The organism is Corynebacterium simulans, assembly GCF_001586215.1.
GTDB classification, from domain to species: Bacteria; Actinomycetota; Actinomycetes; order Mycobacteriales; family Mycobacteriaceae; genus Corynebacterium; species Corynebacterium simulans.
This window is the reverse complement of sequence record NZ_CP014634.1, coordinates 1,128,419-1,155,248: the sequence shown is the minus strand read 5'-3', so window position 1 is coordinate 1,155,248 and position 26,830 is coordinate 1,128,419. Positions and strand designations below refer to the sequence as shown.

22 protein-coding genes and 1 tRNA gene are annotated in these 26,830 nt (G+C 59.3%); 13 read left to right on the top strand and 10 right to left on the bottom strand.

Annotated features, from left to right (window positions below):
- Positions 1 to 41: 41 nt before the first annotated feature.
- The gene (locus tag WM42_RS05435; RefSeq protein WP_061920228.1) at positions 42 to 671 is read right to left on the bottom strand and encodes a DedA family protein; all 630 of its coding nucleotides are present in this window, start codon (positions 669 to 671) and stop codon (positions 42 to 44) included.
- Between the two features lie 357 nt (positions 672 to 1,028).
- On the opposite strand from WM42_RS05435, the gene topA reads away from it, so the two are divergent.
- Positions 1,029 to 3,992 carry a type I DNA topoisomerase gene (topA, locus tag WM42_RS05430; RefSeq protein ID WP_062036136.1) on the top strand — a complete coding sequence of 988 codons (2,964 nt, stop codon included), beginning with the start codon at positions 1,029 to 1,031 and terminating at the stop codon, positions 3,990 to 3,992.
- A 2-nt stretch (positions 3,993 to 3,994) separates the two neighbouring features.
- Positions 3,995 to 4,654 (top strand): hypothetical protein, encoded by a 660-nt coding sequence (locus tag WM42_RS05425; RefSeq protein WP_062036127.1) that lies wholly within the window; start codon positions 3,995 to 3,997, stop codon positions 4,652 to 4,654.
- On the opposite strand, the gene WM42_RS05420 is transcribed toward WM42_RS05425, so the two are convergent.
- Both WM42_RS05420 and WM42_RS05415 read right to left on the bottom strand, forming a co-directional pair.
- Positions 4,602 to 5,870: a DUF418 domain-containing protein gene (locus WM42_RS05420; RefSeq protein ID WP_235591324.1), complete on the bottom strand. Its 1,269-nt coding sequence runs from the start codon at positions 5,868 to 5,870 to the stop codon at positions 4,602 to 4,604. The genes WM42_RS05425 and WM42_RS05420 overlap by 53 nt on opposite strands.
- 60 nt (positions 5,871 to 5,930) lie before the next feature.
- On the bottom strand, positions 5,931 to 7,463 hold the full coding sequence (locus WM42_RS05415; protein WP_049147246.1) for an adenylate/guanylate cyclase domain-containing protein: 1,533 nt from the start codon (positions 7,461 to 7,463) through the stop codon (positions 5,931 to 5,933).
- Between WM42_RS05415 and WM42_RS05410 the strand changes: the two genes are divergently transcribed.
- The 3 genes from WM42_RS05410 (at position 7,462) to WM42_RS05400 (ending at position 9,596) form a co-directional block, all read left to right on the top strand.
- Positions 7,462 to 8,709 carry a DNA polymerase III subunit delta' gene (locus WM42_RS05410; RefSeq protein ID WP_080986266.1) on the top strand — a complete coding sequence of 416 codons (1,248 nt, stop codon included), beginning with the start codon at positions 7,462 to 7,464 and terminating at the stop codon, positions 8,707 to 8,709. The two genes, WM42_RS05415 and WM42_RS05410, sit on opposite strands and share 2 nt — an antisense overlap.
- A gap of 102 nt (positions 8,710 to 8,811) precedes the next feature.
- A tRNA-Thr gene (locus tag WM42_RS05405) sits at positions 8,812 to 8,887 on the top strand.
- Positions 8,888 to 9,080: 193 nt separating this feature from the next.
- Entirely contained in the window at positions 9,081 to 9,596 is a 516-nt protein-coding gene (locus WM42_RS05400) for a ClbS/DfsB family four-helix bundle protein (protein WP_034969882.1), read from the top strand.
- Here WM42_RS05400 and WM42_RS05395 read toward each other — a convergent pair.
- The 5 genes from WM42_RS05395 to WM42_RS05375 form a co-directional block, all read right to left on the bottom strand.
- Positions 9,565 to 11,160 (bottom strand): recombinase family protein, encoded by a 1,596-nt coding sequence (locus WM42_RS05395; protein ID WP_062036122.1) that lies wholly within the window; start codon positions 11,158 to 11,160, stop codon positions 9,565 to 9,567. The genes WM42_RS05400 and WM42_RS05395 overlap by 32 nt on opposite strands.
- 2 nt (positions 11,161 to 11,162) lie before the next feature.
- Complete coding sequence (locus WM42_RS05390) at positions 11,163 to 12,404, bottom strand: recombinase family protein (protein WP_062036120.1); 1,242 nt, start codon at positions 12,402 to 12,404, stop codon at positions 11,163 to 11,165.
- Between the two features lie 411 nt (positions 12,405 to 12,815).
- A complete protein-coding gene (locus WM42_RS13640; RefSeq protein WP_062036117.1) occupies positions 12,816 to 13,370 on the bottom strand; it encodes a hypothetical protein in 555 nt (184 codons plus the stop codon).
- 494 nt (positions 13,371 to 13,864) lie between these two features.
- Entirely contained in the window at positions 13,865 to 14,446 is a 582-nt protein-coding gene (locus WM42_RS05380) for a hypothetical protein (protein WP_080986250.1), read from the bottom strand.
- A 136-nt stretch (positions 14,447 to 14,582) separates the two neighbouring features.
- Positions 14,583 to 15,821, bottom strand: a complete 1,239-nt coding sequence (locus WM42_RS05375) for an MFS transporter (protein ID WP_062036115.1) — start codon at positions 15,819 to 15,821, stop codon at positions 14,583 to 14,585.
- Between the two features lie 246 nt (positions 15,822 to 16,067).
- On the opposite strand from WM42_RS05375, the gene WM42_RS13635 reads away from it, so the two are divergent.
- From WM42_RS13635 to nagE, 5 genes are all read left to right on the top strand, one after another.
- Positions 16,068 to 16,283, top strand: a complete 216-nt coding sequence (locus tag WM42_RS13635) for a hypothetical protein (protein WP_235590986.1) — start codon at positions 16,068 to 16,070, stop codon at positions 16,281 to 16,283.
- Positions 16,262 to 16,945, top strand: a complete 684-nt coding sequence (locus WM42_RS05370) for an alpha/beta hydrolase family protein (RefSeq protein ID WP_235590987.1) — start codon at positions 16,262 to 16,264, stop codon at positions 16,943 to 16,945. Before WM42_RS13635 ends, WM42_RS05370 begins: the two co-directional genes overlap by 22 nt.
- A 177-nt stretch (positions 16,946 to 17,122) precedes the next feature.
- Complete coding sequence (locus WM42_RS05365; RefSeq protein ID WP_049146086.1) at positions 17,123 to 18,280, top strand: N-acetylglucosamine-6-phosphate deacetylase; 1,158 nt, start codon at positions 17,123 to 17,125, stop codon at positions 18,278 to 18,280.
- A gap of 19 nt (positions 18,281 to 18,299) precedes the next feature.
- Positions 18,300 to 19,079, top strand: a complete 780-nt coding sequence (gene nagB, locus WM42_RS05360; protein ID WP_046647861.1) for a glucosamine-6-phosphate deaminase — start codon at positions 18,300 to 18,302, stop codon at positions 19,077 to 19,079.
- A 42-nt stretch (positions 19,080 to 19,121) separates the two neighbouring features.
- A complete protein-coding gene (nagE, locus tag WM42_RS05355) occupies positions 19,122 to 21,245 on the top strand; it encodes an N-acetylglucosamine-specific PTS transporter subunit IIBC (RefSeq protein ID WP_062036112.1) in 2,124 nt (707 codons plus the stop codon).
- A gap of 141 nt (positions 21,246 to 21,386) precedes the next feature.
- Here the strand turns inward: nagE and WM42_RS05350 are convergent, their stop codons facing one another.
- Complete coding sequence (locus WM42_RS05350) at positions 21,387 to 23,036, bottom strand: AMP-binding protein (protein ID WP_062036110.1); 1,650 nt, start codon at positions 23,034 to 23,036, stop codon at positions 21,387 to 21,389.
- A 232-nt stretch (positions 23,037 to 23,268) separates the two neighbouring features.
- On the opposite strand from WM42_RS05350, the gene WM42_RS05345 reads away from it, so the two are divergent.
- From WM42_RS05345 to WM42_RS05335, 3 genes are all read left to right on the top strand, one after another.
- Entirely contained in the window at positions 23,269 to 24,081 is an 813-nt protein-coding gene (locus WM42_RS05345; protein WP_062036107.1) for a GDSL-type esterase/lipase family protein, read from the top strand.
- Positions 24,082 to 24,191: 110 nt separating this feature from the next.
- Positions 24,192 to 25,307 carry an S-(hydroxymethyl)mycothiol dehydrogenase gene (locus WM42_RS05340; RefSeq protein ID WP_049146094.1) on the top strand — a complete coding sequence of 372 codons (1,116 nt, stop codon included), beginning with the start codon at positions 24,192 to 24,194 and terminating at the stop codon, positions 25,305 to 25,307.
- Positions 25,308 to 25,326: 19 nt separating this feature from the next.
- Entirely contained in the window at positions 25,327 to 25,947 is a 621-nt protein-coding gene (locus WM42_RS05335; RefSeq protein ID WP_062036106.1) for an MBL fold metallo-hydrolase, read from the top strand.
- Between the two features lie 10 nt (positions 25,948 to 25,957).
- Here WM42_RS05335 and rfbA read toward each other — a convergent pair whose 3' ends face one another.
- The gene (gene rfbA, locus WM42_RS05330; RefSeq protein WP_062036105.1) at positions 25,958 to 26,824 is read right to left on the bottom strand and encodes a glucose-1-phosphate thymidylyltransferase RfbA; all 867 of its coding nucleotides are present in this window, start codon (positions 26,822 to 26,824) and stop codon (positions 25,958 to 25,960) included.
- Between the last annotated feature and the right edge of the window lie 6 nt (positions 26,825 to 26,830).

Here is a 26,830-nt window from a genome sequence, read left to right as displayed (position 1 = left end):
GTTTAAAAGCTCACACACGGCCCCTTTAAGCCTTTAAAGGCTTAAGGGGTTTCTGCATATCCGCGGCGAGTATCCCACCACTCGAGCACCGCATTCTGGGCCTTTTGCAGGCCAAAGCCGATGATGACGGCGGCGATGATGCTGACAATCATCGCCACGGCGGGAGAATCCGAGAAGGCCTTGCCACCCACGAAGCCAATGGCCAGCGCCTGTGCGGCCCAGATGCTGACGCCGATGATGTCGAAGAAGAAAAACAGCGGCCAGGGATAGCGCATCGAGCCCAACAGGATGGTCATGAAAAGGCGGGCCGAAGGGATAAAGCGGGCGATGATAATCGCCGCGCCACCGCCGCGGCGCATGTTGCGCTTGACCCAAGCCAGGCCCTCGTAGGCCTTGGTGCCCTTCTGGACGCGATTGACTAGCGTCATCAGGCGGGTGCCGAGCAGGAAGCACAGGTTATCGCCCACGATGGCGGCCAGAATTGCCACGAAGAACATCATGGGGATGTGCGGGTAGCCCTGCGAGGCCGACCATGCTCCAACCATGTTGAGCGGGATCTCTGAAGGCAGCACTGGGAAGAAACAATCGAGGAAAATCAATGTTCCTACCAGCGGGTATACCCATTGGGTTAGCATGACTACTTCGATCCATGCGGTGACGGATGCAATCATCATTCCTCCCCATCGGATACGCGATTCGTGTTACTGTGCCTGTTACTGTGCCCAGTTACTGTGGCAAAGCAGTGCTGTTGCTGTGGTCGAAAGGCTCTGCCATTCGCCTACTTCTAACAGCCCGATGCCGCAGTACGTTACAAAGCGTCCAGTATAACCGTGCATATCTAAAGGCGGCAGGTAAGGCAGCGCAGCTGCCCTAATAAGTACAGAGTAAAAGAACTTCTGTACGCTATTGCTCAATTGCCTTTTGATCGTGCTCGTTTAACGTAGCGTGAACAAAGGGCGTTGTATAACCGTTGTAGAAAGCAACGTGTGAGCGACAAGTGATCGCATCATCGAAAGGGATGAAGTCGAGTGGCAGAAGTAGCCGGGAAAACCCTGGTCATCGTCGAGTCGGCGACGAAGGCTAAGAAGATCCAGCCCTACCTAGGCGACAATTACATTGTTGAGGCCTCCGTGGGACACATTCGTGATCTCCCACGTGGCGCCGCCGACGTCCCGGTGAAGTACAAGAAAGAATCCTGGGCGCGCCTCGGCGTCAACCCCGAGGATGACTTCACCCCGCTCTATGTCATTAGCCAGGACAAAAAGAAGAAGGTCGCTGACCTTAAAGCCAAGCTGAAGCAGTGCGATCAGCTCTATCTCGCAACAGACCCCGACCGCGAGGGTGAGGCGATTGCGTGGCACCTGCTTGAGGTGCTTAAGCCAAAGGTGCCGGTGCGCCGCATGGTCTTCAACGAGATCACCAAGTCCGCCATCTTGGAGGCGGCAGAAAACACCCGTGAGCTCGACGAGAACCTGATCGATGCGCAGGAAACCCGCCGCATCCTGGACCGCCTTTATGGCTACGAGGTTTCGCCGGTGCTGTGGAAGAAGGTCATGCCGCGCCTTTCTGCCGGCCGCGTGCAGTCCGTTGCCACCCGCGTCATCGTCGAGCGTGAGCGTGAGCGCATGGCGTTCATCTCCGCCGAGTACTGGGATCTTACCGCTCGCCTGCACAGCGAGAAGGCTGAGGCGAAGGAAGTTTTCGATGCTCGTCTGACCGCCATCGACGGCAAGCGTGTTGCCCTAGGCCGTGACTTCGATGATTCGGGCAAGCTCAAGGGCGACGAGGTGGTCGTCGTCAAGCAGGCGCACGCACAGGCGCTTGCCGACGCCCTGAAAGGCGCCGCTTTCTCCGTCACAAGCGTCGAGCACAAGCCATATACCCGCAAGCCTTATGCGCCGTTTATGACCTCGACCCTGCAGCAAGAGGCGGGCCGCCGCCTGCACTACACCTCCGAGCGCACTATGCGCATTGCGCAGCGTCTTTACGAAAACGGTCACATCACCTACATGCGTACCGACTCGACCTCGCTGTCTAAGCAGGGCCTGAACGCGGCGCGTGGCGCGGCTAGCTCCATCTTTGGCGCGGAGTATGTCGCTGATTCCCCGCGTATCTATGACCGCAAGGTGAAAAACTCTCAGGAGGCCCACGAGGCGATCCGCCCGGCGGGCGAAAAGTTTGCCACCCCGGGCGAGCTGTCGAGCCGCCTCGATGCCGAAGAGTTCAAGCTCTACGAGTTGATTTGGAAGCGCACCGTGGCCTCCCAGATGGCAGATGCCAAGGGAACCTCCATGAAGGTCACGGTGGCTGCGAATGCGAAGACCGCCGAGGGCGCGCAGGACGTTGAGTTTTCTGCCACCGGCCGCACCATTACCTTCCCGGGCTTCCTGAAGGCCTACGAGGACGTGGCTAACAAGAATTCCGACGGTGAGTCCCGCCTGCCGCACCTCGACGAGGGCGACGCGCTGGCCTCCCAGGAAGTTTCCGCTGACGGTCACTCCACCAACCCGCCGGCGCGCTATACCGAGGCCAGCCTGGTTAAGAAGATGGAAGATTTGGGCATTGGCCGTCCTTCCACCTATGCCTCCATCATCAAGACCATCCAGGACCGCGGCTACGTGCTCTCGCGCGGCAACGCGCTTGTGCCATCTTGGGTTGCCTTCGCGGTCATCGGCCTGATGGAAGACAACTTCACCGAGCTGGTGGATTATGACTTTACTTCCTCGATGGAAGACGAGCTCGACGCGATTGCCGCTGGTAACGAGAACGGTACCGAATGGCTCAAGGGCTTCTACTTCGGCAATGCTGAGGCCAAGGAGCAGAAGGCGGATTCCATCGCGCGCCACGGCGGCTTGAAGTCCCTTATCGATATCAACCTTGAGGCCATCGACGCTCGCAAGGTCAACTCCTTGCTGCTCTACACCGACTCGGAAGGCCGCGACGTCTTCGTGCGCGTCGGCCGCTATGGCCCGTACATCGAGCGCGTGGTGGGCACGGCCGAGGACGGCACACCGGAGTATCAGCGCGCCAACCTTTCTGAGACCACCACCCCGGATGAGCTGGGTGAAGAGCTCGCTGAGAAGCTCTTTGCCACCCCGCAGGGCGGCCGCGAGCTGGGTGAGAACCCCGCCAATGGCCGCATGATCGTGGCCAAGGAAGGCCGCTTCGGCCCGTATGTCACCGAGCAGGTGCGCGAGGATGAGCGCGAGAAGGCTGAGGCCGAGGCCCTCGAGGTGGTCAAGCAGGAGCGCGAGGCTGAGGATAAGCAGCGCGCCGAGGAAGGCAAGCGCGCCAAGAACTGGGAGACCAAGACTGCGGAAAAGCAGAAGGAAAAGCGCATCGCCGAGTACATCGACGAAAAGCTCAAGCCTGGCACCGCTTCGCTGTTTAGCTCCATGGAGCCTTCTTCGGTCACCCTGGAGCAGGCCCTGCAGCTGCTTTCCCTGCCGCGTGAGGTGGGCGTGGATCCTTCCGATAACGAGGTCATCACCGCACAGAATGGCCGCTATGGCCCGTACCTGAAGAAGGGCAGCGATTCCCGCTCGCTGGCTAACGAAGAGCAGATCTTCTCCATCACCTTGGACGAGGCGCGCCGCATCTACGCGGAGCCGAAGCGCCGTGGCCGCGCCGCCGCGCAGCCGCCGCTGAAGCAGCTGGGTGACAATGACGTCTCCGGCAAGCCGATGTCCGTCAAGGATGGCCGCTTTGGCCCGTACGTCACCGACGGCACCACGAATGCTTCGTTGCGCCGCGGCGACGATCCCGCAACGCTTACCGACGCCCGTGCCAACGAGCTGTTGTCCGAACGCCGTGCCAAGGAAGCCGCGGATGGTGGTAAGAAGAAGACCACCAAGAAGGCTGGTAAGAAGTCGACCAAAAAATCGACTAAGAAATCCACGAAGAAGGCAACCAAGAAATCCACGAAGAAGTCGACGGCGAAGAAGCCTTCGCCAGGCACTAAGAACGTGGTCAAGGCAGGCAGCCGCAAGTAGCGATGGACTTCCTGCAACGCACTGAACAGGGCGCCGCCGCGCTGTGGCGGGCGGTATATCCCGCAATCACCGATCCCGCCGGCCACCCCGCGTGCCTAGGGTTTCTAGCCGCCGGGGAGGCCAGCGCTTGGGCGCGCATCTTCGGGTTTGAGCCCCGGCTTCTCGACGCCGCGGTAATAGCTACTCTCTGCACCCAAACGGCGAACCCGGTGCTGCGCGGTGGCCTTGCTGCCGGTTCGGTGGGCCAGTACTGCAAGCGCGGCGAACCGAATGCTCTAGGCATTGCCGCCATTGCCTTGCATCACGGGGCTTATCTGTATCTTTTGCGTGCGCAGCGCAACGACAAGCTGGGCTGGGGCCTGCGCATCGGCGCGTGGGCTGGCGGTCTTGCCGTATCTAAGGGCCGCTACCGCGCGGCCACCGCAGTGGCTGGTGCGGCTGTTGCCGCCACTTCGGCGCTCGCAGGGGATCCAGCCTTGCGCGCAGACGCCACGAAGGGCGCGAGCCACGGCGCCAACCTCATCCTCTTTTCAGAGGGGCTTACCCTTGCACGCACCCTGCCCGTCAACCCGCTGCGCGATAGCCGCCTGCTGGGCGCCGCCGAGGCCGCTAGCCGCGTGCTTGGACATTTCCTTCTGGTTGATGCACTGGAGCGCCACTGACGGGTGATTCAATGCCGCTAGGCGGCTGCCTTTTTAGTTCTGGCCGCATCGTCTTGCCATAAGAAATTCGGCGATGCAGCCACTCGAACGGGCCCGGCTTGCCAAAGTATTCGAGAAGGCAGGCCAGCAGCAGAGTGAGCAGCCAGTTGCCCACCGCCAACAAGGCCAAGCCGGAGGCATAGAACTGGGAGCCGATGTTCAAGGTGAACGGGAAAATCACCGCGAAGAAGATGATCGACTGCATGATGTAGCCGCTCATCGAGCGCTTACCCAGCGCACTAAATGGCCACAGCCACCAGGGCAGTGTTTGCACCTTCTCTAGCACCAGCGCGAGCATCGCCAGGATGCCCGGGCCGGTAATCACGCCGACGAAGGTGTTGAGCTGAAAGAAGGCCCCCTCGGCTTCCGCGGGGAGCACGCCGATAGTAGCAAGACCCCACGGCAGGCCCACGCCCAAGATGATCACTGCTGTAATGCCCGCCCAGATGCGCAGCTCGGCGCGGTGAGACGCGACGTCGGCAAGCGTGCCCTGGCGCGCCCACGTAAAGCCCACCAACATGATGGGTCCGTACATGAGCATGAACGGCCCGGCGCTAACAGCCTGCCCCAACAGCATCAATAATCCATCCAGCACCAACTTTCCATAGGATTGGGGAAGCTCGGAAAAGTTGACGTAATTCATGCCTAATTCCGGAACCAAAAGCGTAAGCACAAACGCACCGATTCCAAGGACCGTAATGATGGTCAGCAGGGTATAAGCGATCTTCTTGAGAGTTTTATCGTGCAGGGAAATAAACATGCTGATGACCAAAGCACAGCAGCCGTAGAAAAACATGATGTCGCCATAGAAGATAAACACCAGGTGGATAATGCCGAAAAGGGCCAGGAAGCCGTAGCGCTTGATGATGACCATGCGCGCTTGGCCGAGCGGGAAGCCGCGGCGCCAAAGGCTCAGGGTGATAAGCCCAATACCGAAGCCCAGGAGCGTGGAGAACATCGGCAAGCCGCGGTTATGCGCGAACATCGCGGTAAAGAGCACGGTTGCTTTATCCCACGCGTTGCCGGAATCGATGCCGCCGAAGTACTGGCCGTCTGGATGGGAGGTGGTAATCCACCCAGTGCAGACGTTGGCTAGGGCGATGCCGAGAAGAGCCATACCACGAGCTACGTCGGGCACGATCATGCGAGGTCGAGACTGAGACACTGCGGAAGTCATGGGGCGCATGTTACAGATTTTATGAAATAAATTCTCGGTTACTGCGCCGCTATTGCTCCGCTATTGTTCCGCGCGTTCAGCAAGCGTGGAGCGGATAGGGCGTGCCAGGCGTGTCATGCGGCGTCGTCCGCGCAGCTCAATGGACTTCATCATGGTCCAGCGGGCTTGCTCTGCCTCGTTGGCACCGCGCAGCGTGGCGGAGTTGGTCAGGACCTGGCCCGGAGTGTCCTTGGCCAGCTCGGTCAGGCGGGCCGCCTCGTTTACTGCATCACCAATGACGGTGTACTCAAAGCGGTCCGCGCCGCCGATGTGGCCGGCCACCACGTGACCCGCCGCGACGCCGATGCCTGCCTGCAGCTCCAAGCCACGTAGCTCCTGACGCAGCTCGCGCGCCGCCTGCAGCGCCATGGAGTTAGCGTCGTAGACGTTAAGCGGAGCGCCGAATACGGCCAGCGCGGCATCGCCCTGGAACTTGTTGATGATGCCCTTGTTGCGGTGCACCACTTCGACTACGTGCTCGAAGAACTTGTTGAGCTCTTCGACGACCTCCTCTGGGGTGTGGTTGACCGCGAAGGTGGTGGAGCCGATGACGTCGATGAAAAGAACGGCTACCTTGCGGTCCTCGCCGCCCAACTCGGGGCGTTCCTCCAGTGCGCGCTGGGCGACCTCGATGCCGACGTAGCGGCCGAAGATATCGCGCACGCGTTGACGCTCGCGCAGGCCGCGCATCATTTCATTAAAGCCTGCCTGCAACACGCCCAACTCGGAACCGTCATAAATATCGACCTGCACATCATTTTCGCCGCGGCGCACGCGGTTGATTGCATCCTGTAGCTCGACGATGGGGTCAACGACGCTCATCATCGCGAAGACGGTGCCAGTAAAACCCGTTCCCAGGGCGGTCAGCGCTAGGGCGATGACCGCGGGCATGATGTCGTTGGCGTTATCCGTGAACATGCCGGTGCGCTGGCCCACGAGCACCAGTGCGATGCCGACGAGCGGAATGCCGGAGGTCATCACCCAGGTATAGATGAGGCGGTACTTAATCGGCGGCTCCAGAGTGGAGTCCTCGAAGCGGCGGGCCACTGCCTGCGCTGCAACGGGGCGCACGAGGCGCTCCGCCTGCAAATAAGTAAGCAACACCACCAACAGGCCGGCCAAGGTTGTGGAAACTCCCACGACTAGGCCCAGACTGCCGGAGGATTGGGTGGCGATGATGATGGCCAGGACGATGCCAATGATCCACACCAGGCCGGCCACTGCGGCTTGGTAGATGGGGATGCGCAGCACCAGGTTGCGCACCATGTTTGGATCGTGGGCTTCGGGATTGCGCTGCCAGTCCAGCACCGGCCGGAAGAGCAACAGGGTTACCGAAATGCCGATGAGCACGGCGAAGGAAACATAGAGGACGCCGATTAACGCTAAGTGCGGGACGTCGGAAGTAAAGTCCTTAATCTCCGGCATCGGCAGGAAGAAGACCACGAAGGTCATGATCGCCACGGCGCCTAAGATGTTGGATCCCAGAACGAGCGTGGCGTACATAGGCCATTGGGTGCCCATGAGCCAGCGGGCGCCACGCAGTAGTCTGTTCATGATTTATTACTTTAGTTATCCCAGTAGGCTAGGGCGAGTGAATACCGGAAGCGTTGCGCAACGATTGGCAGATACCCCAGCAGTGGCCCAGACCATCTTGGCCGCAGCTCGGGCCGCCCGAGGTGAGGGAGATCTGCGGGCGATGAGTCATTCTTGGCTGCTTACGGGTCCTCCCGGGGCGGGCCGCTCTTTGGCGGCGCTGTGCTTTGCGGCGGCGTTGATGTGCACGAGCAAAGACGAAAACGGGGACCCCGGTTGCGGGCAGTGCGCGGCCTGCCGGGCGGTATTGGAACAACAAAAACACACCGACCTAGTTTTCGTCGATCCTAAGGAACAATTCATCACTGTCGGCGAGGCCCGCGATGTCATCGGCCGTGCGGCGAGCCTGCCCAGCGTGGCGCCGTGGCGCGTGGTTATCTTCAACAAAGCCGACCGCCTGCGCAACGAGGCCGCCAACGCTTTGCTGAAAACAGTGGAGGAGCCGCCGGAGCGCACCGTCATCGTCATGGTGGCTCCTTCCGAGGACCCACAAGATTTCTCCCAGACCCTGCGCTCGCGGTGCCGCCACCTATATATTCCTTCGCCCAGCGTGGAAGGCGTGGTCAAACAGCTCGTCGCCGAGGGCGCCAGCGAACACGATGCTCGCCTGGCCGCCGTCACGAGCCTGCAGCACGTGGGCCGTGCCCGCCACCTGGTACAGGATGCGGCCGCACAAAAGCGTCGCGCCATGGCCATCAACCTGGCCGAAGACGTCTTCCACGGCTCCCAGGCCTTCCAATCCGTTACCGCTCTGCTGAAGTTCATTGAGAAGGACGCCAAGGATTCTCACGCTGAATCCGAAGAAGCGGAGCGCTCCAAAATTGAGCAGTCCTTCGGCATCGGCGCCAAGGGTAAGGGAGCAAGCAAGGCGCAGCGCGACGCCCGCAGTGCCCTGAAAGAACTGGAGGAGCTCCATAAGAAGCGCGCTAAACGCCGCATCGCCGACGGCCTCGATATTGTCCTTGTGGATCTTGCCGGTATCTACCGCGATGCGCTCATGCTCAAAGTTGGCGCTGAGGTGGACATGACCCACCCGGACTTCGCCGGCCTGGCGGGCGAACTTGCCCAACGCGTGAGCGAGGATGGGCTGCTTGCCGCTCAGTCCGCCATCCGTACCTGCCGCGAGCAGCTGCCGCAGAACGTCACCCCGCAGGTGGCTTTCGACGGCATGGTGGGCCGCCTGCGCCTGGCCTGTGGCGCGCGCTAACCAGCACGTGTGCTGCGTGCACACTACAGGTGATAGCCCGATTTCTTTATCAGCCCAGGCCTAGGCTAAACTCTCAGGCGGTGCATATACACACTGCATCGTGCCGCCTTAGCTCAGTCGGTAGAGCATCTCACTCGTAATGAGAAGGTCGCGAGTTCGATTCTCGCAGGCGGCTCCACTTAGACGTCGGATTTGATAAGTACCCTTTTGCGTTAGCGAGTATCGCTTAGGGGGGTGTGAAAAATCGCTTGCGTTAGCGGGTTTGGGTTTTGCGTTAGCGGGTATCTTGTTTGCCCTAGTAAAATGCGTATTCAGGGTTTAACGCGCTAACGAAGCGTTAAACCTAAGGCCGTTTCACGAGGAGGTGTGTGGTGAGATCGTATGCGTCCGGCGATGAACTAGCCGCAGAGATTACTAAGCGTGGCGAACTTTTTATCGGCGAGTTCGTAGGCGTTCCTGGCGATGGTTGGGACCGGCTGGTTGACGGTGTTGACCGCACGCCCCGGCAGATGATCGCCTACCAGCTTGGCTGGATGGAATTACTGCTCGGCTGGGAACGTGACGAACAAGCCGGTCTTGACGTGGTGACTCCGGCACCTGGTTTTAAGTGGAATCAACTGGGCGGATTGTATGAATCGTTCTACCAACGCTGGGAGCAGGTATCTACTGAGGATTTGATCGACAGGTTCAAGATCCTGCTTGGTGAGATAGTCAAAATGGTGGGCGGTCTAACCGAATCAGAATTGTTTAGTTCGGGTCAGCGTGCGTGGGCTTCTTCCACCCCGTCGGCGTGGCCGGTGTGGAAATGGGTGCATATCAACACCGTCGCGCCATTTACGACGTTTCGCACCAAAATCAGGAAGTGGAAGAAACTGGCAGCCTGCTAGCAATAGGCACGGTGATTTCAGTGCCGATTCTGAAGACGAACTGGATCTCGTTGGCTCCGATAACGGCATGGTCGATAAGCGCTGTCCACTGGGATGGTTGAAAATGCTGGATGGGCTTGTCGGCCAACTGGGTGTAGGCGGTTTTGATCGCAGTGGCCTTGGCACTCTTGGCAGCAATCTCGGCCTCGATGGCTTGTTTGCGGCCCAGGGTTTTCTGGTATCGCGCTTCTAGCTGGGTGTAGCGGGCGAGGTATTGGTCCTGGTCTTGCGCTACCCGCTGATTTTCTGCAACCAATGATTCAATCTCGCTGGCAAGAGCGCGGATTTTCTCGTCTAGGCGCTTGGACTCCGCTTCGAGCTGGTCTGTATTAAACATGGCGTCGATGACCTGTGGTAGGTGGCTTTGTCCGCGATATTGTTCAGCCAGCTGGTTTAGCGCGGCGAGGAACGCGGTCTGGATTTGCTCATCACGCAAGGTAGCGGTCTGGCAGGGACGGGGATGGTCGTATTTTTGGTTGCACCGCCAGATCGTGTGCTTGTATTTAGTGTTGGATGCCCAGGTTTTGCGTCCGTACCAGGATCCGCAATCTGCGCATTTGAGTCGGCTGGCAAATAGGCCGATTTTGGAGCTGTTGGTTGCGTGGCGGGTGGCCAACTCGTATTGAACCTGATCCCAGACGGGCGCATCAATAATCGGCTCGTGGTTTCCGGTGACGTAGTATTGCGGGACTTCGCCCTCGTTTACTTCGATTCGTTTGGTTAGGAAGTCAGCGGTGAACGTTTTCTGGAGCAGGGCGTCGCCTTTATATTTCTCATTGGTCAAGATGGAGCGCACGGTTGAGGTGGACCAGTTGGTTTTACCTCGCGGAGTCAAAATACCGCGACGCTGTAGCTCGGCACGGATTTCGGTGATCGATGAGCCGTCTAGAAACAGCTGGTAGATCAAGCGCACGGTCGGGGCTTGAGTCTCATCAATAGCGAGGTTACCGTCAGCGCCTTTCTTATATCCCAGTAGCGAGGAGTAGGGCACCATGACTTTCCCATCAGCGAAGCGTCTGCGATGTCCCCAGGTGACGTTCTCAGATATGGAGCGAGATTCTTCCTGGGCAAGACTACTCATGATGGTGATGAGTAGTTCGCCTTTAGAATCAAGGGTCCAGATGCTTTCTTTCTCGAAATACACCTCCACACCGGCTTCTTTTAGCTGTCGGACGGTGGTCAGGGAGTCGACGGTGTTACGAGCAAACCGCGAGACACTCTTGGTGAGGATCAGATCAATTTTCCCGGCTAACGCGTCGGCGATCATGGCTTGGAAGCCCTCACGGTGTTTGGTAGAAGTACCGCTAATGCCTTCGTCGGCATACATGCCAGCAAACACCCAATCAGCACGCGATTGGATGTGGACGGTGTAGTAATCGATTTGGGCTTGATAGCTGGTGGCTTGTTCTTCCATATCGGTGGACACCCTTGCGTAGGCTGCCACCCGGCGTTTGGAGCTAAAACCTGAAAGCGCGCTGTCGTGGATGCGTGTCTTGGTTGCTGGTATCGCGGTAACCGTAGCCACTGTTATTCTCCTTCCAGCTGGGCCAGCGCAATGACTGTCTGGCGCTGATCGTCATGGGTGAAGATCAACTTGTCTTTCATGACCGTGATGCAAGATAGGCGGGACATGATTTCTTCCTCATTCCACTTAGCCAGCGTGAGGATCTTGATTACTGTTTGTTTGAGTCGGGTTTCTTTGAGATCCGGCCCACAAGTATTGCCTTGCCCGAGGCATGCTCCCCAGCAACGCCAAATCTTGTAAGCACCAGCCTTTCGGTAGCGGGTTTTACGCTGATAATTCCTGCCACACGAGGCACACTTGATCCTGGAAGTAAAACAGCCCGTGGCAAGCGAAGGCGTGGCAGCAAGACCAAGCCTGCGGCGACGCGCTAACTCTGTTTGTACTTGTTGGAAGGTCTCTGTGTCGATGATGGCGGGATGGGAGTCTTCAACCCAGTAGCGCTCCAACTCGCCATTGTTTTCTACTTCTCGTTTGGCGCCGATAGCGGGGATGAAGGTTTTTTGAAGCATCTGGTTTCCGGTGTAGCGCTCGTTTTCAAGGATGCGGCGAGCAAGATTAGGCTCTAAGGGTTCACCGGTTAGAGAACGGAAACCTTCAGCGTTAAGTTGAGCCACAGTTTTCTCAGGCGATATCCCTGCCAGGAAGCTGGTGTAGATGCGTCTGATGGCTTCGGCTTCGCGCGCCTCGATGTGGAAGCGTTCTCCGTCCCAGCGGTAGCCGTAAAGCACAAACGAATTCGTTTTGCCTTGTTTGAAACCTTGCCTAATCGCCCACTTCACATTCGCTGACAAAGAAGCAGACTCTTCTTGGGCAAACGAGGCTAGCAACGTCAGCAGTAGCTCACCGTCAGCGGTGGCAGTGTCGATATGTTCACGCTCAAAACGGATAGAAACACCCAAGTTCTTGAGTTCGCGCACGATACGAAGCAGGTCGAGCGTGTTGCGGGCAAGCCTGGAGATCGACTTGCACAACACAATATCCACCCCGCCATTCCTGGCGAGCTCCATCAAGTCTGCTAGGCCTTGTCGGCCGCTGGTTTTGGTGCCAGTGATTCCCTCATCGGTGAAAACTCCCGCGTAGACCCAGCCGGGGGTGGATTGGATGAGTCGCGAATAATAAGAAACCTGGGCGGCGATAGAGGACAGCTGGCGCTCCCTTGCTGTGGATACCCGCGCGTATGCTGCGACATTCACCAGCTTCACTCTCACTGGCTTGGCTGGCGTCACCTGCTCGATCTTCGCCACTATTCCTCCTCACCTCTAAACTGATCGGTGCTTGTGTCTATACACGCTCTAAACATGGCGTTTATCCAGTCAAAACCAATAATTTTCGGCGCTGATAAACCGGCCGACACATCTCCGCCAGTTGGGCGTACAAGGCTTCGTGCTCGCTAGCACTGATCACCCTGTTCGTTGCAAGACAGGCAAGCATTGTGGCATCGCGAATAAAGCCAAGTTTGTGGGGCACTGTTTCGGAGAACCGGGCTATAGTGAGTGTTTTTGTGTTCATGGAACCGAGCATGCCTGGTTTGAAAACAGGAATCCTGACTTCGAAAGCTCAATTGAAATGCCTAGTAAAAGCGGGTTTATCTCTCAGGGCATACAGAAAAAGCCCCACGATGGGGGCTTAATCCGAACTTTCAAAGTTTTCGAGTTTTAGAAATCTCGATACTTGCTTCCCAACGGAGGAAGATTCCGGGCTTCAAGGAAGCAGTTAGCGTTGTAAAGATCTGTTCCGGGGAACCGTTCCAAAATCGTAAGATAGGTTCGGTCGGGATCTTTCAGCGCGTTGAGGGAAATTCCGGCCTTTTTCATGAGCTCCTGGGTGGCGTGCGATGTAAGTCCTAAACCAACCGCGATAGCCATCAAAGTGTCACGCTTCATCGTCTGCTGCTTTCCATTGGCTATCTTGTTGTAAAGGCCGTCATAGAGACCAGTTTTCTCACTGAAGGTTTGCGGATAGTTGATGCCCTTCAACTTCAGTAGCTTGACTAGCGTTTCGCAGAGATCCAAGCGAACAGACCCGATAATCTCTTCTATTTGGATTTCTTCTTCAAGCGTGGAGTCCATTTTTCGTGCAGCTGAAGCCCATGCTTTTTGATGGTCATTGGCGTCATACGAAGTGATGTTGGCGACACCACAATCCGCTGGTGTTGCGTCAACTTCTACTTGGAAGGAGCTGGTCCTTGTGGTCAACTTCAAGCAGATCATTGCGATGTGCCTTGATGGTGCTAGCTAGGCGCAGATCACACACGCATTGGGGTGTTCACGACGGGAAGTATCCCGTGCAAAGAAAGTCATCTCTGATGAGGGTTTGACTTCAGAGATTTTCCGTCAGCTCCCGCCGGGGTGGTTTGATGATCGATTCAGTGATGGCCGGAGTAAGAGGTCTTTGTCCTATGACCTGCTGTATCTCGGCGGGGCATGTCGGCGTCAACGTCTAGGGGTATTGAGCAGAGTGATATTTAGCCCGCTGCGTTCGGCTTGGTCGATGTGGATTTGGTCAGGAAACCAGGATGAGGCCGCCGATCCAGCTAAGGAAACGGACGGGGCCTATCGGTGCCAAATGGTGCCAAATGGTGTCAAATGGTGCTAAATGGTGCCAAATGGTGCTACCCTAGTGTTATTGCCACCTGTTACGACAGGATCGGAAGAAGACCCTGGGATCCCAGCCGGACGACTGGACTCAGGGTCTTCGCCTGCCTCTAGAGGGAATCCGGGGTGGGACGGTTGAGGACCACTTTCTCGTGCAGCTTCTCCCAGTACTGCTCTTCCCCTAGATGGACGGAGTTCAGTGCTCCCAGAACGGCATCTGGAATCCAGAGCAGGGGATCATCGCCACCGCGTACGTGTCGCAGTCGGATACCAGCACTTTGTCCTTGGCCCTGCAGGGCAACTATATGGGCGACGTCTCGCCTGTTTTGTGCTTCTTGCCGGCTTTCCAAAGTGACGTTGTGGACGTGCATCTCGGAGAGCTCGAAGTACATCTGCTCCAAGCATTTCCTGCGGTGCCTCTCCGTCTTCTTGCTCACTTCACTCTGGTGGGTGATGATCGCTTGCATGGAGTCGATCTCAGAAAGGGTGTCCACGATTTTTCGGCGTCGGCTATTACGTTCGTCGGTCCAGTGAAGTTTGACCTGGCCAGGAAGTCGTAGTGGACGCAGCTCCTCGCGTATTTTTTCCAAGTCTTGAGTGTCGATGATGGCTGCACACACCATGTACTCCTGCCGGTCTGGGGGTCTAAGGGCGGAGGACTCATCGATGTAGGCGACTAGCTGTGATTCCACCCTGAAATTGTAGCCCGTCCGGGCCGACGCACCCCTCGGCCCGGTACCAACTACCCGGAACACGGCAGTACCGAGTCCCCAGAACACCGGTACCAAAAACTCGCATCTGACAGTAGATTTACTACAGAATTGAATGCTATTTGTTGTCGTAGTCTTGGTCACCGGAGGCACCGTACATGGTGGTCTTCAGAATTGGCCCCAGAGTGAGGATAGAGGTGCCAAACCCTGATACGACAAGGGCCGCAGCTGGGCCGATGGCACTTACAACAGGTGCCCCGATGATGTATCCAATAAGCACTGCGGAGCTGTTAATTGAACCCATCGTAGAAAGGGCTTTGGGTTTCACTTCATCAGGTACGGATCCGACAACGATTATGCGTAGTGCGGCCACCTGAGCAGCATTGCAGACTCCGCCCAGGAGGAAACATGGGATGCAGAGCCACAATGAGGGAAATAGTCCAGGTAAAGCTATGAAACACCCCATAGCGAATCCTGCCCCGGCCAGGACTTTCCCAGCGTTCTGTGAGTGAAGGCGAGCTGAAAGCCGTGCGCCAAAGATGCGGCCCACGATAAATGCTTGGGCAATGATGGCATATAACGTACCGCTGACGTGGAGGGTCTGCGTCGCATAGAAGACAAGCGAAACGTTGAAAACCGAGGTGCAGATAATTGCTCCCCAAATGCTGGTTAACGCGGACCGAGCGCTTCTATTCTTCAGCAAAAGGGAAGGTGCTTCGAGGACCTTCTGGAGAAAACTCGGTGAAGAATCTTTGGTTTCTGAATGAAGCAGTGTTTTCGGGGGCGAGGATTTATAAAGGAAATAAAAAGCAAGTAGCGAGACTCCAACGGCGCAAGCTTCAACGAAGAGCGCTGTCTGCAGGTTTCTTTGGTCCAGTAGTAATCCACCTAGAGGTGGTCCAAGGAATCCACTGCCAAGTCGGGCTGTGTCCAAGAGGGAGAAGGCTTTCGCCTGCTGTCCTTCGCCGACCTGAGAGTCAGCGATGGTGAAAATGGATGGAATTGACAGTCCGCTTAAGCATGCGGTGACGAGATTTCCGACAATGAGGATCAATGGCTCTGGATAGGCTGCCATTGATAACAGGCCCAGAAGATCTAAGAAGAGTGCAGCAAGCGCAATGTGATAGCTGTTGAATTTGTTGAAGAGTGGGGCCAGAAAGGGGACTGCAAAAACTTGAGCGCAAGTACCCGAGATGAAGATGCTTGCCACCAACAGTTCGCCTTTGTTGAGTTCGGCGAAGTGGAGTGAAATCGAGAGGCTGGTCATTGACCCGCACACTGACAATAAAAAATATGTGGCGGTCAAGGTGTAGATAGATGAAAGTCCTTCGTCACCACTGTTTCTAGGGGGATGCATTTAGGCTGCAACTGTTTCGTTGCCCTGGCCGCTGAACGGACCTGAACCTCCTACTGTGACTACTTCGGAAAGCGTTTCGGAGGTAAGCATTATTTCTCCCATATGTGATGACGATTACATACAACAAGGTAATGATGTGAGTCTCTCATTTCAAGGGCGTAGCGGAGGCAGCTCTTGCACTGTGTACAGGAAAAAGTAGTGCTAGCGCTAGTGACCTTCGCTCTCGTGCGAAACACAATACAGAGCATGAAAAAGCTTGTGGTTGGCATGATTGCCGTGGTGGCCGTGATTGTGGTGGCGTTTGTAGGGTTTGTGGGATTCATGCAGTGGGTGGACGCAGACAGCGTGACCGGTGATGACGGCGTGGCTGCCGGATATAGCGCTGAGACAGGTGGCCCGCTGGAAGCGTCGTTTGCGGGCGAGGGCCGCACGAGGTCGACGTGCGGCGTGATGGCGACGTGACCATCGCGGCACCGACAGGCGCGGGACCGTTTCCGGCGGCGGTCATGGCTAATGGCACGAACACGCCGCTGAGCAGCTACCTGCCCGTGGCGGAGCACCTGGCTAGTTGGGGCTTCGTGGTTGTCGGCGATGAGACTCCCCACACAGGTACAGGAGAGAATGTCGTGCACTTGATTGAGCGCTTGCCGGAACTGGATTCTCGTGCGGACCGATCACGAGTCGGCATTTTTGGCCACTCACAGGGTGGTGCGGGTGCCATCAACGCTGCGGCCCACACGGAGGTAGCAGCTGTGTATGCGGCGAGCCCGGCCTCCCACAAAGTGGCACAGTCCAATGACTGGGACTACAACACGGCTGACGTAGAGGAACCGCTATTCCTGATGACGAGCGATGGCCGTTCGGACCGCTGGCTTGTTAGTCCGTGGTCAGACTTGCAGGAGAACTTTGAATCAGCTGGTGGTCCGGCAATCATTGCCCGCCGCCTGGGCGCGGACCACAAGGACGTTCTAGAGTTCGGGGACAGTTACGCCACCGCGTGGTTCCGCTACATTCTTGCTGATGATCCTGATGCGAGAGATGTGTTCGTTGGCACCTCACCAGCGGGCGCCGGTGAGCTAGCGAGCAACGCGCTTTGGGACCGAGTGGTCACCCGCGGCTGGTAGCTCGCCGGGCCTTTCGACATTCCGTGCGGTGCACCTAACGCGCTAAAAGCCATCTGCGCTCACACACCCCCTTCGGAGGAAGTGTGGTTCACAAAAATTGGTAGCCCTGATAAATCTCAAGTGAATTGTCAACCGGGCTGCGCCACGTCAGCCCGTACAAGCGGGACCGAATGAACCATGCAGACAAAGGAGAAAGGCCACGTCGAGGGCCTCTATATTGATGAAAACTTCGAGCTGCGCGCTGGGGCCGTCACGTTCGGGGAGAGTATTGAGGGCATAGTGCTTGGCGACGTCCCCCAAGCCGAGGCTGCCTGGCGCGCCGGGGACTCGGATGCGTTGCTGTGGGTGCCCGGCTTCGTGGACCTACACAACCACGGCGGCAACGGCGGGGGATTCCCCAACGGCGACTACGAGCAGTGCCTAGCCGCCGCCCGCTTCCACCGCGCGCACGGCACAACGACACTGCTGGCCAGCTTGGTCTCCGGCACGCAAGAAGAACTCTGCGCCCGGGCGGAGCTTTTAGCCCAGCTGGCTGAAGAAGGCGAGATCGCCGGAATCCACATGGAGGGCCCCTTCATCGCTGCGGCCAAATGCGGCGCACAGGACCCATCGCGCATCGTGCCCGGTGACCCGGACTTCTTCCGCGCGGTCATCGCCGCGGCCCGCGGCCACCTGCGTTCGATTACCTTCGCGCCGGAAACGGAGAACGTCGACAAGCTGCTCGACGTCTGCGCGGAGCATGGCATCATCGCCAGCCTGGGCCACACCGAGGCCGATTATGACACCACGCTGAGCGTTATCGCCAAGGCTAAGGAGCTCGGCCTGACCGTGACTGGAACGCACCTCTTTAATGGCATGCCTTCTATTCACCACCGCGCGCCGGGCCCGGTAGCGGCTTTGCTCACCGCAGCGAAGGCGGGGGATGTGTCCGTCGAGCTCATCGCAGATGGTGTGCATCTTGTTGACGGCGCCGTGGACATGGCTCACAGTCACCGCGCCTTCGCCATCACTGATGCCATGGCGGCGGCCGGCATGGCCGACGGTGACTATGAGCTGGGTTCGCTGCCTGTCACCGTGAGCGGGGGAGTCGCGCGCGTGCCCAGCGGTGCTATCGCGGGCGGCACCTCTACATTGTCCCAGCAATTCGCCAGCTTCGCCGAGCGCCATGGTCTGGGCGAGGCGGTGCGTTTTACCTCCACCACGGCAGCCGACGTGTTGGGGGAGACGAATCTAGGCCGCATCGCGGTTGGCGCGCGCGCCAACCTGGTTGGCCTTAACTCTCACTACCAACCGGTGCGCGTCATCGTCGACGGCGCGGACATCCCACTCTCTTAAACACACAGGAAGGCATCTCATGGAAATCCTCATCCGCTCCACGCCGGCCGAAGTGGCCGTGGAGGCCGCTGACATCTTCGCGCACTACGCCAACGCCGGCGCCACCTTGGGCCTGGCCACAGGATCGACCCCGGTAGCGATGTACAAGGAGCTCATTACGCGCCATGAGCGCGGCGAGGTGAGCTTTGCCCGCAGCCGCGCATTCCTGCTTGATGAATACATCGGGCTGGAGCGTACCCACGAGCAGTCCTACTATTCCACCATCCGCCGCGAATTCACCAGCCACGTGGATTTCGATGATGACCTGGTAAAAAGCCCCGCTGGTGACTCCGATGACCCCGCCACCGCCGCGGCCACCTATGACAAGGCCATCCGTGATGCCGGCGGCGTGGACATCCAGCTGCTGGGCATCGGGGCCAACGGGCACGTCGGCTTCAACGAGCCGTCGAGCTCCCTGCAATCACGCACCCGCATCAAGACGCTGCACCCGCAAACCGTGCAGGACAATGCCCGCTTCTTTGACAACGAAGACGAGGTCCCGCGCCACGTGCTGACCCAAGGATTGGGCACCATCAGTGAGGCCCGCCACCTGCTCTTGTTGGCCACTGGCAGCAACAAGGCCAGCGCGGTCCACGCCATGGTGGAAGGCCCGCTCTCCGCGCACTGCCCCGCGTCGATCCTGCAGTGGCACCAGCGCGCCACGGTGATCCTCGATGAAGCCGCCGCCTCCCAGCTGGAGGACCGCGAGTACTACGTTTTCGCGGACAAGCACCGTCCGCACCGCCCACTCTTTTCCTAAAAACTCCATCTAATTCCTTACTAGTGTGAAAGGACTCCTCGCATGAAAATCGATGTCATGGGGCCGCTGCAGCGGCTCGGAAAAGCCCTCATGGGCGCTGTGGCGGTGCTGCCCGTCGCGGCGATCCTCAGTGGCGTTGGCTACTGGATCTCCAGCGCGGCTGGCCCGGATAACCTCGCCGCCCAGCTGCTGATCAGCTCCGGCGACGCGGTGCTGTCCAACCTGGGCTGGATCTTCGCCATCGCCATTGCTTTCGGCCTGGCCAAGGATTCCAACGGCGCCGCGGCGCTCTCTGGTTTCCTGGCCTTCGCCACCTTCATGAAGCTGCTGGGCCCGGAGGCCGTGGCCGGCTACCGCGGCATCGAAGACCCCACCGCGCTGACCGGCGATGAGGCCCTGGAATGGGCCGCGGAAGGCTGGAACGCCGTGGGCGGCGGCAACGTCCTCTTCGGCATCCTCGCCGGCGTCATGGCGGCCTGGGTATATAACCGCTTCCACGGCACCAAGCTGCCGGATTTTTTGGCTTTCTTCTCAGGACGGCGCCTCGTGCCGATTCTTACCGCCGTCATCGCCATAGTGATTTCCGGCATCCTCTACTTCGTGTGGCCGTTCATCTACAACGCGCTCTTTAACTTCGGTACCTCCATCCAAGGATTGGGCGCGGCGGGCGCCGGTATTTATGGCGTGGCTAACCGCCTGCTCATCCCGACCGGCCTGCACCACGCGCTGAACTCCGTCTTCTGGTTCGATGTCATCGGTATCAATGACATCGGCAACTTCCAGGCTGGTCAGAAGACCATCGAGGCAGCCGCTACTGCTACCTCCGCCGCCGATTGCCCGGGCATTTGGGCCAACGGCCAGTGCACGGTCGAGGGCGTCGTCGGCCGCTATCAGGCGGGCTTCTTCCCAGTCATGATGTTCGGCTTGCCGGGCGCGGCACTCGCCATGTACCTGCGCGCGGATAAGAACAAGCGCAAGGTCGTCGGTTCCCTGATGGCCGCAGGTGCTTTGGCCTCCTTCTTCACCGGCGTGACTGAGCCGCTGGAGTTCTCCTTCATGTTCGTCGCCCCGCTGCTCTACGTGGTGCACGCGCTGCTGATGGGCCTGTCCGTCTTCATCGCTTCCGCCATGGATTGGACCGCCGGCTTTGGCTTCTCTGCCGGTTTCGTGGACATGTTGCTCTCCTCACAGAACCCGCTGGCTAATAAGTGGTACATGCTGCTGGTCATGGGTGTGGGCTTCTTCGCCCTGTACTTCGTCATCTTCTACTTCCTTATCGGCTGGCTCAACCTCAAGACCCCGGGCCGCGGCGAGGACGATGCGGTAGCAGATTCCATGGAGGATTCCGCCACCGGCGATGAGAAGACTGCTCGTGATGCCGCCCGCATCATCGAGGGTCTCGGCGGCAAGGACAACATTGACTCATTGGACTACTGCACCACGCGCCTGCGCGTCGGCGTGAAGGAGCAGGCGCTTGTCGACGACTCCGTGATCAAACGCGCCGCCGTCTCCGGCGTCATCCACCCCTCCGAGAAGAGCGTCCAGGTCATCGTGGGCCCGGCCGTGCAATTCATGTATGACGAGGTCAGCCACCAGCTGCGCCACGGCTCCCCGGCCCTGGCCACGACTGGTGCAGCGAGCGCGGCAGGTGCTGGAGCCAGCGCCGCTGCCGCTCAGAGCGGAAGCGGTGATGCCGCTGGCGTCGACGTGCGCACCCCGTTCGCCGGAGACGTTGTCGAGCTCTCCCAGGTCCCGGATGCGTCCTTTGTGCAGGGCATGGTGGGTGAAGGCTTCGCGGTGATGCCTGATGCCGTCGATGCCTTCGACGTCTGCGCCCCGGTAGACGGCACCATCACCATGATCTTTAAGACGCGCCACGCCTTCGGCATGAAGACCGCGGATGGGCTGGACCTGCTCATTCACATCGGCATCGACACCGTGGAGCTCAAGGGCGAAGGTTTCACCGCCCTGGCTAAGAAGGGCGATACCGTCACTGCCGGCACGCCGATCATCGCGGTGGAGGCAAGCAAGCTGCGCGAGCGCGGCGTCAACCTCATCACCCCGGTGGTGTGCCCGACGGCCAAGCAGGTCGCCGGAGTCGACATCGCTCGCGAGGGCCATGCCCTGCCAGGCGAAGTCGCAGCAACCGTCAAGCGCAGCAGCTAGCCGGCTGGATTAAATCCCAGACACAAAAACTGCCCGAGTTGCCAAAAACAACGTTGTTCCCTGCGGTTAGGAGCGAAGGTTTTGGCAACTCGGGCAGTTTTGGCTCGGAGGGTTCTACGTCTTGAGAGGAATAGGCGTGGGTTAGTCGGTGCCGTGCAGCAGGCGCGGCACCACCTTGCCCGTGGCATTGCGCGGGAGTTTGTCCAGGAAGTGGACATCGCGCGGCACGGAGTGGTCCGCCAGGTTCTCGCGGACCCAGGCACGGATGGCGTCGGCAGTCACGGCGTTGCCTAGGGCGTCCCGCGTGGTCACCGCCCACACGGCGATGCGCTGGAAGGTGGTTTCATCCTCCACGCCACCGGCATGCACCTCCGCGATGCCCGGCATGGCCTCGAGTACCTCCGTCACCGACTGCGGGTGCACGTTCTCGCCGCCGACGATGATCATGTCATCGGCGCGGCCCACCACATGCAGGTAGCCCTCGGGGTCGATATAGCCCAAGTCCCCGATGGAAATGAGGCCATCGACCTTGTGGAGTGGGATCTTCGGATTGGTATAGCCAATGAGTGCGGTGGAATTGGTCAGGTAGATCTCGCCGACCTCGCCGCGCGGAACCTCATTGCCCTCCTCATCGAGGATGCGCAGCTTAGTGCCGGAGGCAATCTTGCCGCCGATGGTCGGGTCTTTAGCCACCTCTTCCATGCTGGCCGTCGACGCCAGCGCCAGCTCCGTGGAGCCATAGACGTTGCAGAGAATCGGGCCGAAGCGCTCGTGGGTTTCCTTCACGATCTCCGGGGTCAGCGCATGCCCGGCGGAGGCAATGAACTTCAGCGAAGAGGTGTCATACGCCGAATCCGGGTCAACCTCAACCATCTGGCGGAAGAAGACGGGGGAGGAAAGCAGACCATCGAGCTGGTAGCGCTGGATGTCATCGAGCGCGGCCGCCGGGTCGAAGACGCGACGGGTCACGATGGTATTGCGCAGTCCCAGCGCGATATTGAGGCAGGCCCAGCCCCACGTGTGGAAGATGGATGCGGTCATCTGCACCTTCTGGTTGGCACGCCAGGGGATGTTTTCCACGATGGATGCCAGCACGACCGGCAGCGTCGGCTCCGGGCGCATGATGCCCTTGGGGATGCCGGTGGTGCCAGAAGACATCAGCACGATGTGCCCGTGCTTCGGATACTTTGGCAAGCGGATGTCGCGCACTGCTTCGGCGTGCTTGACGATGCCGTCTAGCGTCGGCAGCCCGAAATGTTCCGCGCCCGAGTCATGCCCGATAATAACGGCGATCCTCTCGTGATAGGCGGGATCGAGGCGGTCGATGAATTCGTCGTCGATGACGAGCACGTTGATGTTGTTTTCCTCGATGCAGCCTGCGAGCTGCTCTGGGGAAGAACCGACGTTGAGCAGGAAGATATGCGCGCCTGCGTATCCCTTGGCGCCTAATGGGGTGATGATGCCGCGGCCGTTGCGGGCCATCACGCCGAGGCGGATTTCTGGCAGATCGAGGCTGCGTAGGTGCTTGGCCAGGGTCTGCGCGTTGTTGCGCAGTTGGCGGTAGGTGAGGGTGCCGTCGTCGTCGATTAGCGCGAGGCGCTCTGGGCAGGTGATATAGCCCTGCTCGAGCTCGCGGGCAGTGGTAAAGCGGTAGCGGCTTAAGATGGGGCCGGCCTTGAGCAGCGGGGTGATGCCATCACGGTGGGTGATGATGCCGGACTTAAAAAGCTGCGGGATAAAGCGGCTCAGGGCAGCGGCGTGGAAGGTTAAATCAGAGAAATTAAAAGGCATGTTGAGTAAAAGTCCTACGTCAATAAGGGAAAGCTAGCGCGACAGTTAGGCTACCGGCTTGTAAATCGTGTGGGCTGCACAGACCGTTGCGCGGCTCGGAAGATTGTTACTAATGTTACAGAAGTTGCCCCTGTGGACTATAGTATATTTTTGCCATAGAACATATATTGATTCTAAACGGACCGCCCAGGTTGGGCTAAGATGATGGGCAGCAAAATTTGAGAGGAAATCCATGAACCTGAAAAAGAAGGTAATGGCAGCTTTTGCTGCGACCTGCATCGCGGTAGGCCTGGGCACGGCACCTCAAGCGGTGGCAGCCGATGCAAATCTGGTGGCCTTTGGTGATTCCGTGTTGGCCGACCCAGACGCGGGTGCTTATCTCACCGCGCGTCTGAGCTCCCAGAGTGCTGGCGGCGTGAATTGTCCGCAGTCTAATAACTATGCCCGCCGCACTGGCGCGAAGCTGGGCCTGCCGGTCGCAGACTTTTCTTGCTCCGGCGCTGTTTCCTTCTCGCGCGGCCCGCAGATGTTCGCCCAGGTTGATCGCGCTATCCAGACTGGCGCGTTGAGCCCAAATACCCGCCGCGTTCTCTACGCCACGGGCTTTAATGACACGTATAACAACCCAGGCATGAGCGAGGGTGAGCTGCGCCGCCGCTTCGTGGATGCGAACGCTCCGCTCATCGGCCGCATCCGTGCTGCGGCGCCAAATGCGCGCATTCAGATCGTCGGGTATCCCACCATCGGCTCTGCTGGTAGCTATTGCCTGCTGCACGTGGGTCCGGCACCGCTCGATCACACCTTCTTGCCGAATGTGCGGGCTTGGGAGGATGCTTCCCAATGGATGCAGGTGGACTTGGCCGCGCGTACCGGGACCGAGTTCCTCGACCTGAAGCCGAGCACCCGCGATAAAGGCATGTGTGCCACCGCGGATCGCCGCATGTGGGCCGGCCTGGTTGACTTCACTGCTGGCGACGGCAACCTGCCGCTTCACGTAAATGCGCGCGGCCACGAGCATGCGGCAAACGTTATTGCTGGCTCTTAATTTCTAATTTTCGGCGTGCGCTGGGGTAACCCGCGCACGCTTTCGCATATCTGCTGAAATGAATTTTCATTAGTGCGGCCTTGCTGGAAATCCGTGTACGCTGGGGCCGCATGAGCAACAACACTGTTAAAGCCGTAATTGCCCGCTCCAAGGGAGCACCGGTCGAGACCGTCAACATCGTGATCCCTGAGCCAGGCGCAAACGACGTCATCGTCAAGGTGCAGGCCTGCGGAGTCTGCCACACGGACCTGGCTTATCGCGATGGCGATATCGAGGACGCCTTCCCATTTCTGCTTGGCCATGAGGCCGCGGGCGTCGTCGAGCGCGTAGGCTCCGCCGTTACCCACGTTGCCGAGGGCGACTTCGTCATCCTTAACTGGCGCGCAGTCTGTGGCGAGTGCCGCGCCTGCAAGAAGGGCGAGCCAAAGTACTGCTTTAATACCCACAACGCCTCCGCCAAGATGTACCTGGCTGAGGATGATAAGGACGCAGGCGCCGAACTGACCCCTGCCTTGGGCATCGGCTCCTTTGCGGAGAAGACCCTCGTGCACGAGGGGCAGTGCACCAAGGTGGATCCGGAAGAGGATCCGGCGGCGGCGGGACTTTTGGGCTGCGGCATCATGGCTGGCTTGGGTGCGGCCGTCAATACCGCGGAAATCCAGCTCGGCGAGTCCGTGTCCGTCTTTGGTTGCGGCGGCGTCGGCACCGCAGCCATCGCCGGTGCGAAGCTGGCGGGCGCGGCCAAGATCATCGCCGTCGACATCGACGAGGCAAAGCTTGAGACCGCGCGTGAATTCGGCGCCACCGATGTCGTCAACTCTAAGGACATGAGTGAGGATGAGGTCATCGAGGCCGTACGCCAGCTAACCGGCGGCTTCGGCACCGACGTTTCCATCGACGCCGTGGGCATCCAGCCGACTTGGCGCCAGGCCTTCTACTCCCGCGACCATGCCGGCCGCATGGTGATGGTGGGCGTGCCTAACCTCACCGACCACGTCGATATCCCAGCCATCGACCTCTACGGCCGCGGCGGTTCCATCAAGCCGGCATGGTACGGCGACTGTTTGCCAGAGCGCGACTTCCCTGCATATGTGGCATTGCACCGCAACGGCCAGTTCCCGCTGGATAAGTTCGTATCCGAGCGCATCTCCTTGGACGAGGTCGAAGATTCCTTCGCCACCATGAAGTCCGGCAAGGTGCTGCGCTCCGTCGTTGAATTCGCATAGATCAGGAGAAATAGAACTAATGCAGATCGACAAGGCTGTAACCAAAGGCAAGTTCCGCCTAGACGGCGGCGAGTGGGACGTGGACAATAACGTCTACGTCGTAGGCGATGCTTCGGGTGTGTACGTCGTGGACCCCTCCCACGACTTGGATGCGGTGGCCGAGCTCGTGGGCGATCGTTCGGTCAAGGGCATCCTGCTCACCCACGCGCACAACGATCACTGTGACTTGGCGCCGGCGGCCGCCGAGCGCTTTGGCGCCGAAGTCTACCTCCACCCAGATGACCAGATGCTGTGGGAAGAATCCAACGGCGGCGCCGCGTTCCACCCGCTGGAGGATAACCAGCAGTTCCAGGTCAGCGGCGAAGACATCACCGTCTTCCATACGCCGGGCCACTCGCCGGGCTGCGTGGTGCTTCACCTGCCGAGCGAGGGCGTGCTGCTTTCCGGCGATACGCTTTTCAACGGCGGCCCTGGTGCCACCGGCCGCAAGTACTCCGACTTTGACGTCATCATCGAATCCCTGCGTAACGTGGTCTTCAACCTGCCCGCCGAGACCCGCGTGCTGCCGGGCCACGGCGATGAGACCACCGTGGGCGCAGAGGCCGCGCGCATCGACGAATACGTCGCCCGCGGCTACTAAAACCGCCTGATTAATCCTCGCGCGCCGAGGCCAGCAGGTAGGAGCCGTAGCCGGACTTCATCAGCGGCTCTGCCAGCGCGGCCAAGGCGGGGCGGGAGATGAAACCTTCCCGGTAGGCCGCCACCTCCGGCGAGCCGATGACGGTGCCGGTGCGCTTTTGCATCACCTCGACGTAGGCGGAGGCCTCGCTCATCGAGTCCACCGTTCCGGTATCGAGCCACACGTCGCCGCGCTGCATCCGCTGCACCCGCAGCTTGCCGCGGCGCAGGTACTCCTCGTTGACGGCGGTGATTTCCAGCTCGCCGCGGGCGCTCGGGCGGATGCCCTTGGCAATGTCGACTACTGAGTTATCGTAGAAATACAAACCAACCACGGCATGATTGGACTTGGGTTGGGCTGGTTTTTCTTCGATGGACAGCGCGTTGCCTGCCGCGTCGAATTCCACCACGCCATAGCGCTGCGGATCGGAGACCTCGTAGGCGAAGATGATTCCGCCTTCGGGGTCGCGGCACTGGCCCAAGGCGGTGGCAAAGCCGTGGCCTTCGAAGATGTTATCGCCCAGTACCAAGGCCACGGAGTCATCGCCGATGAAATCCTCCGCAATGAGGAAGGCCTGCGCTAGGCCCTCTGGACGTGGCTGCACTGCGTAGGAAAGCATGAGGCCTAGTTGGGAGCCGTCGCCAAGCAGGCGCTCAAAAGACGCCGAATCATCGGGGGTTGTGATGATGAGGATCTCCCGAATCCCCGCCTGAATCAGGGTGCTGAGCGGGTAATAGACCATGGGTTTGTCATAGATCGGCATGAGCTGCTTCGAGATGCCCTTGGTGATGGGGTAGAGGCGTGTGCCTGAACCGCCCGCGAGGATGATGCCTTTCATGATTGA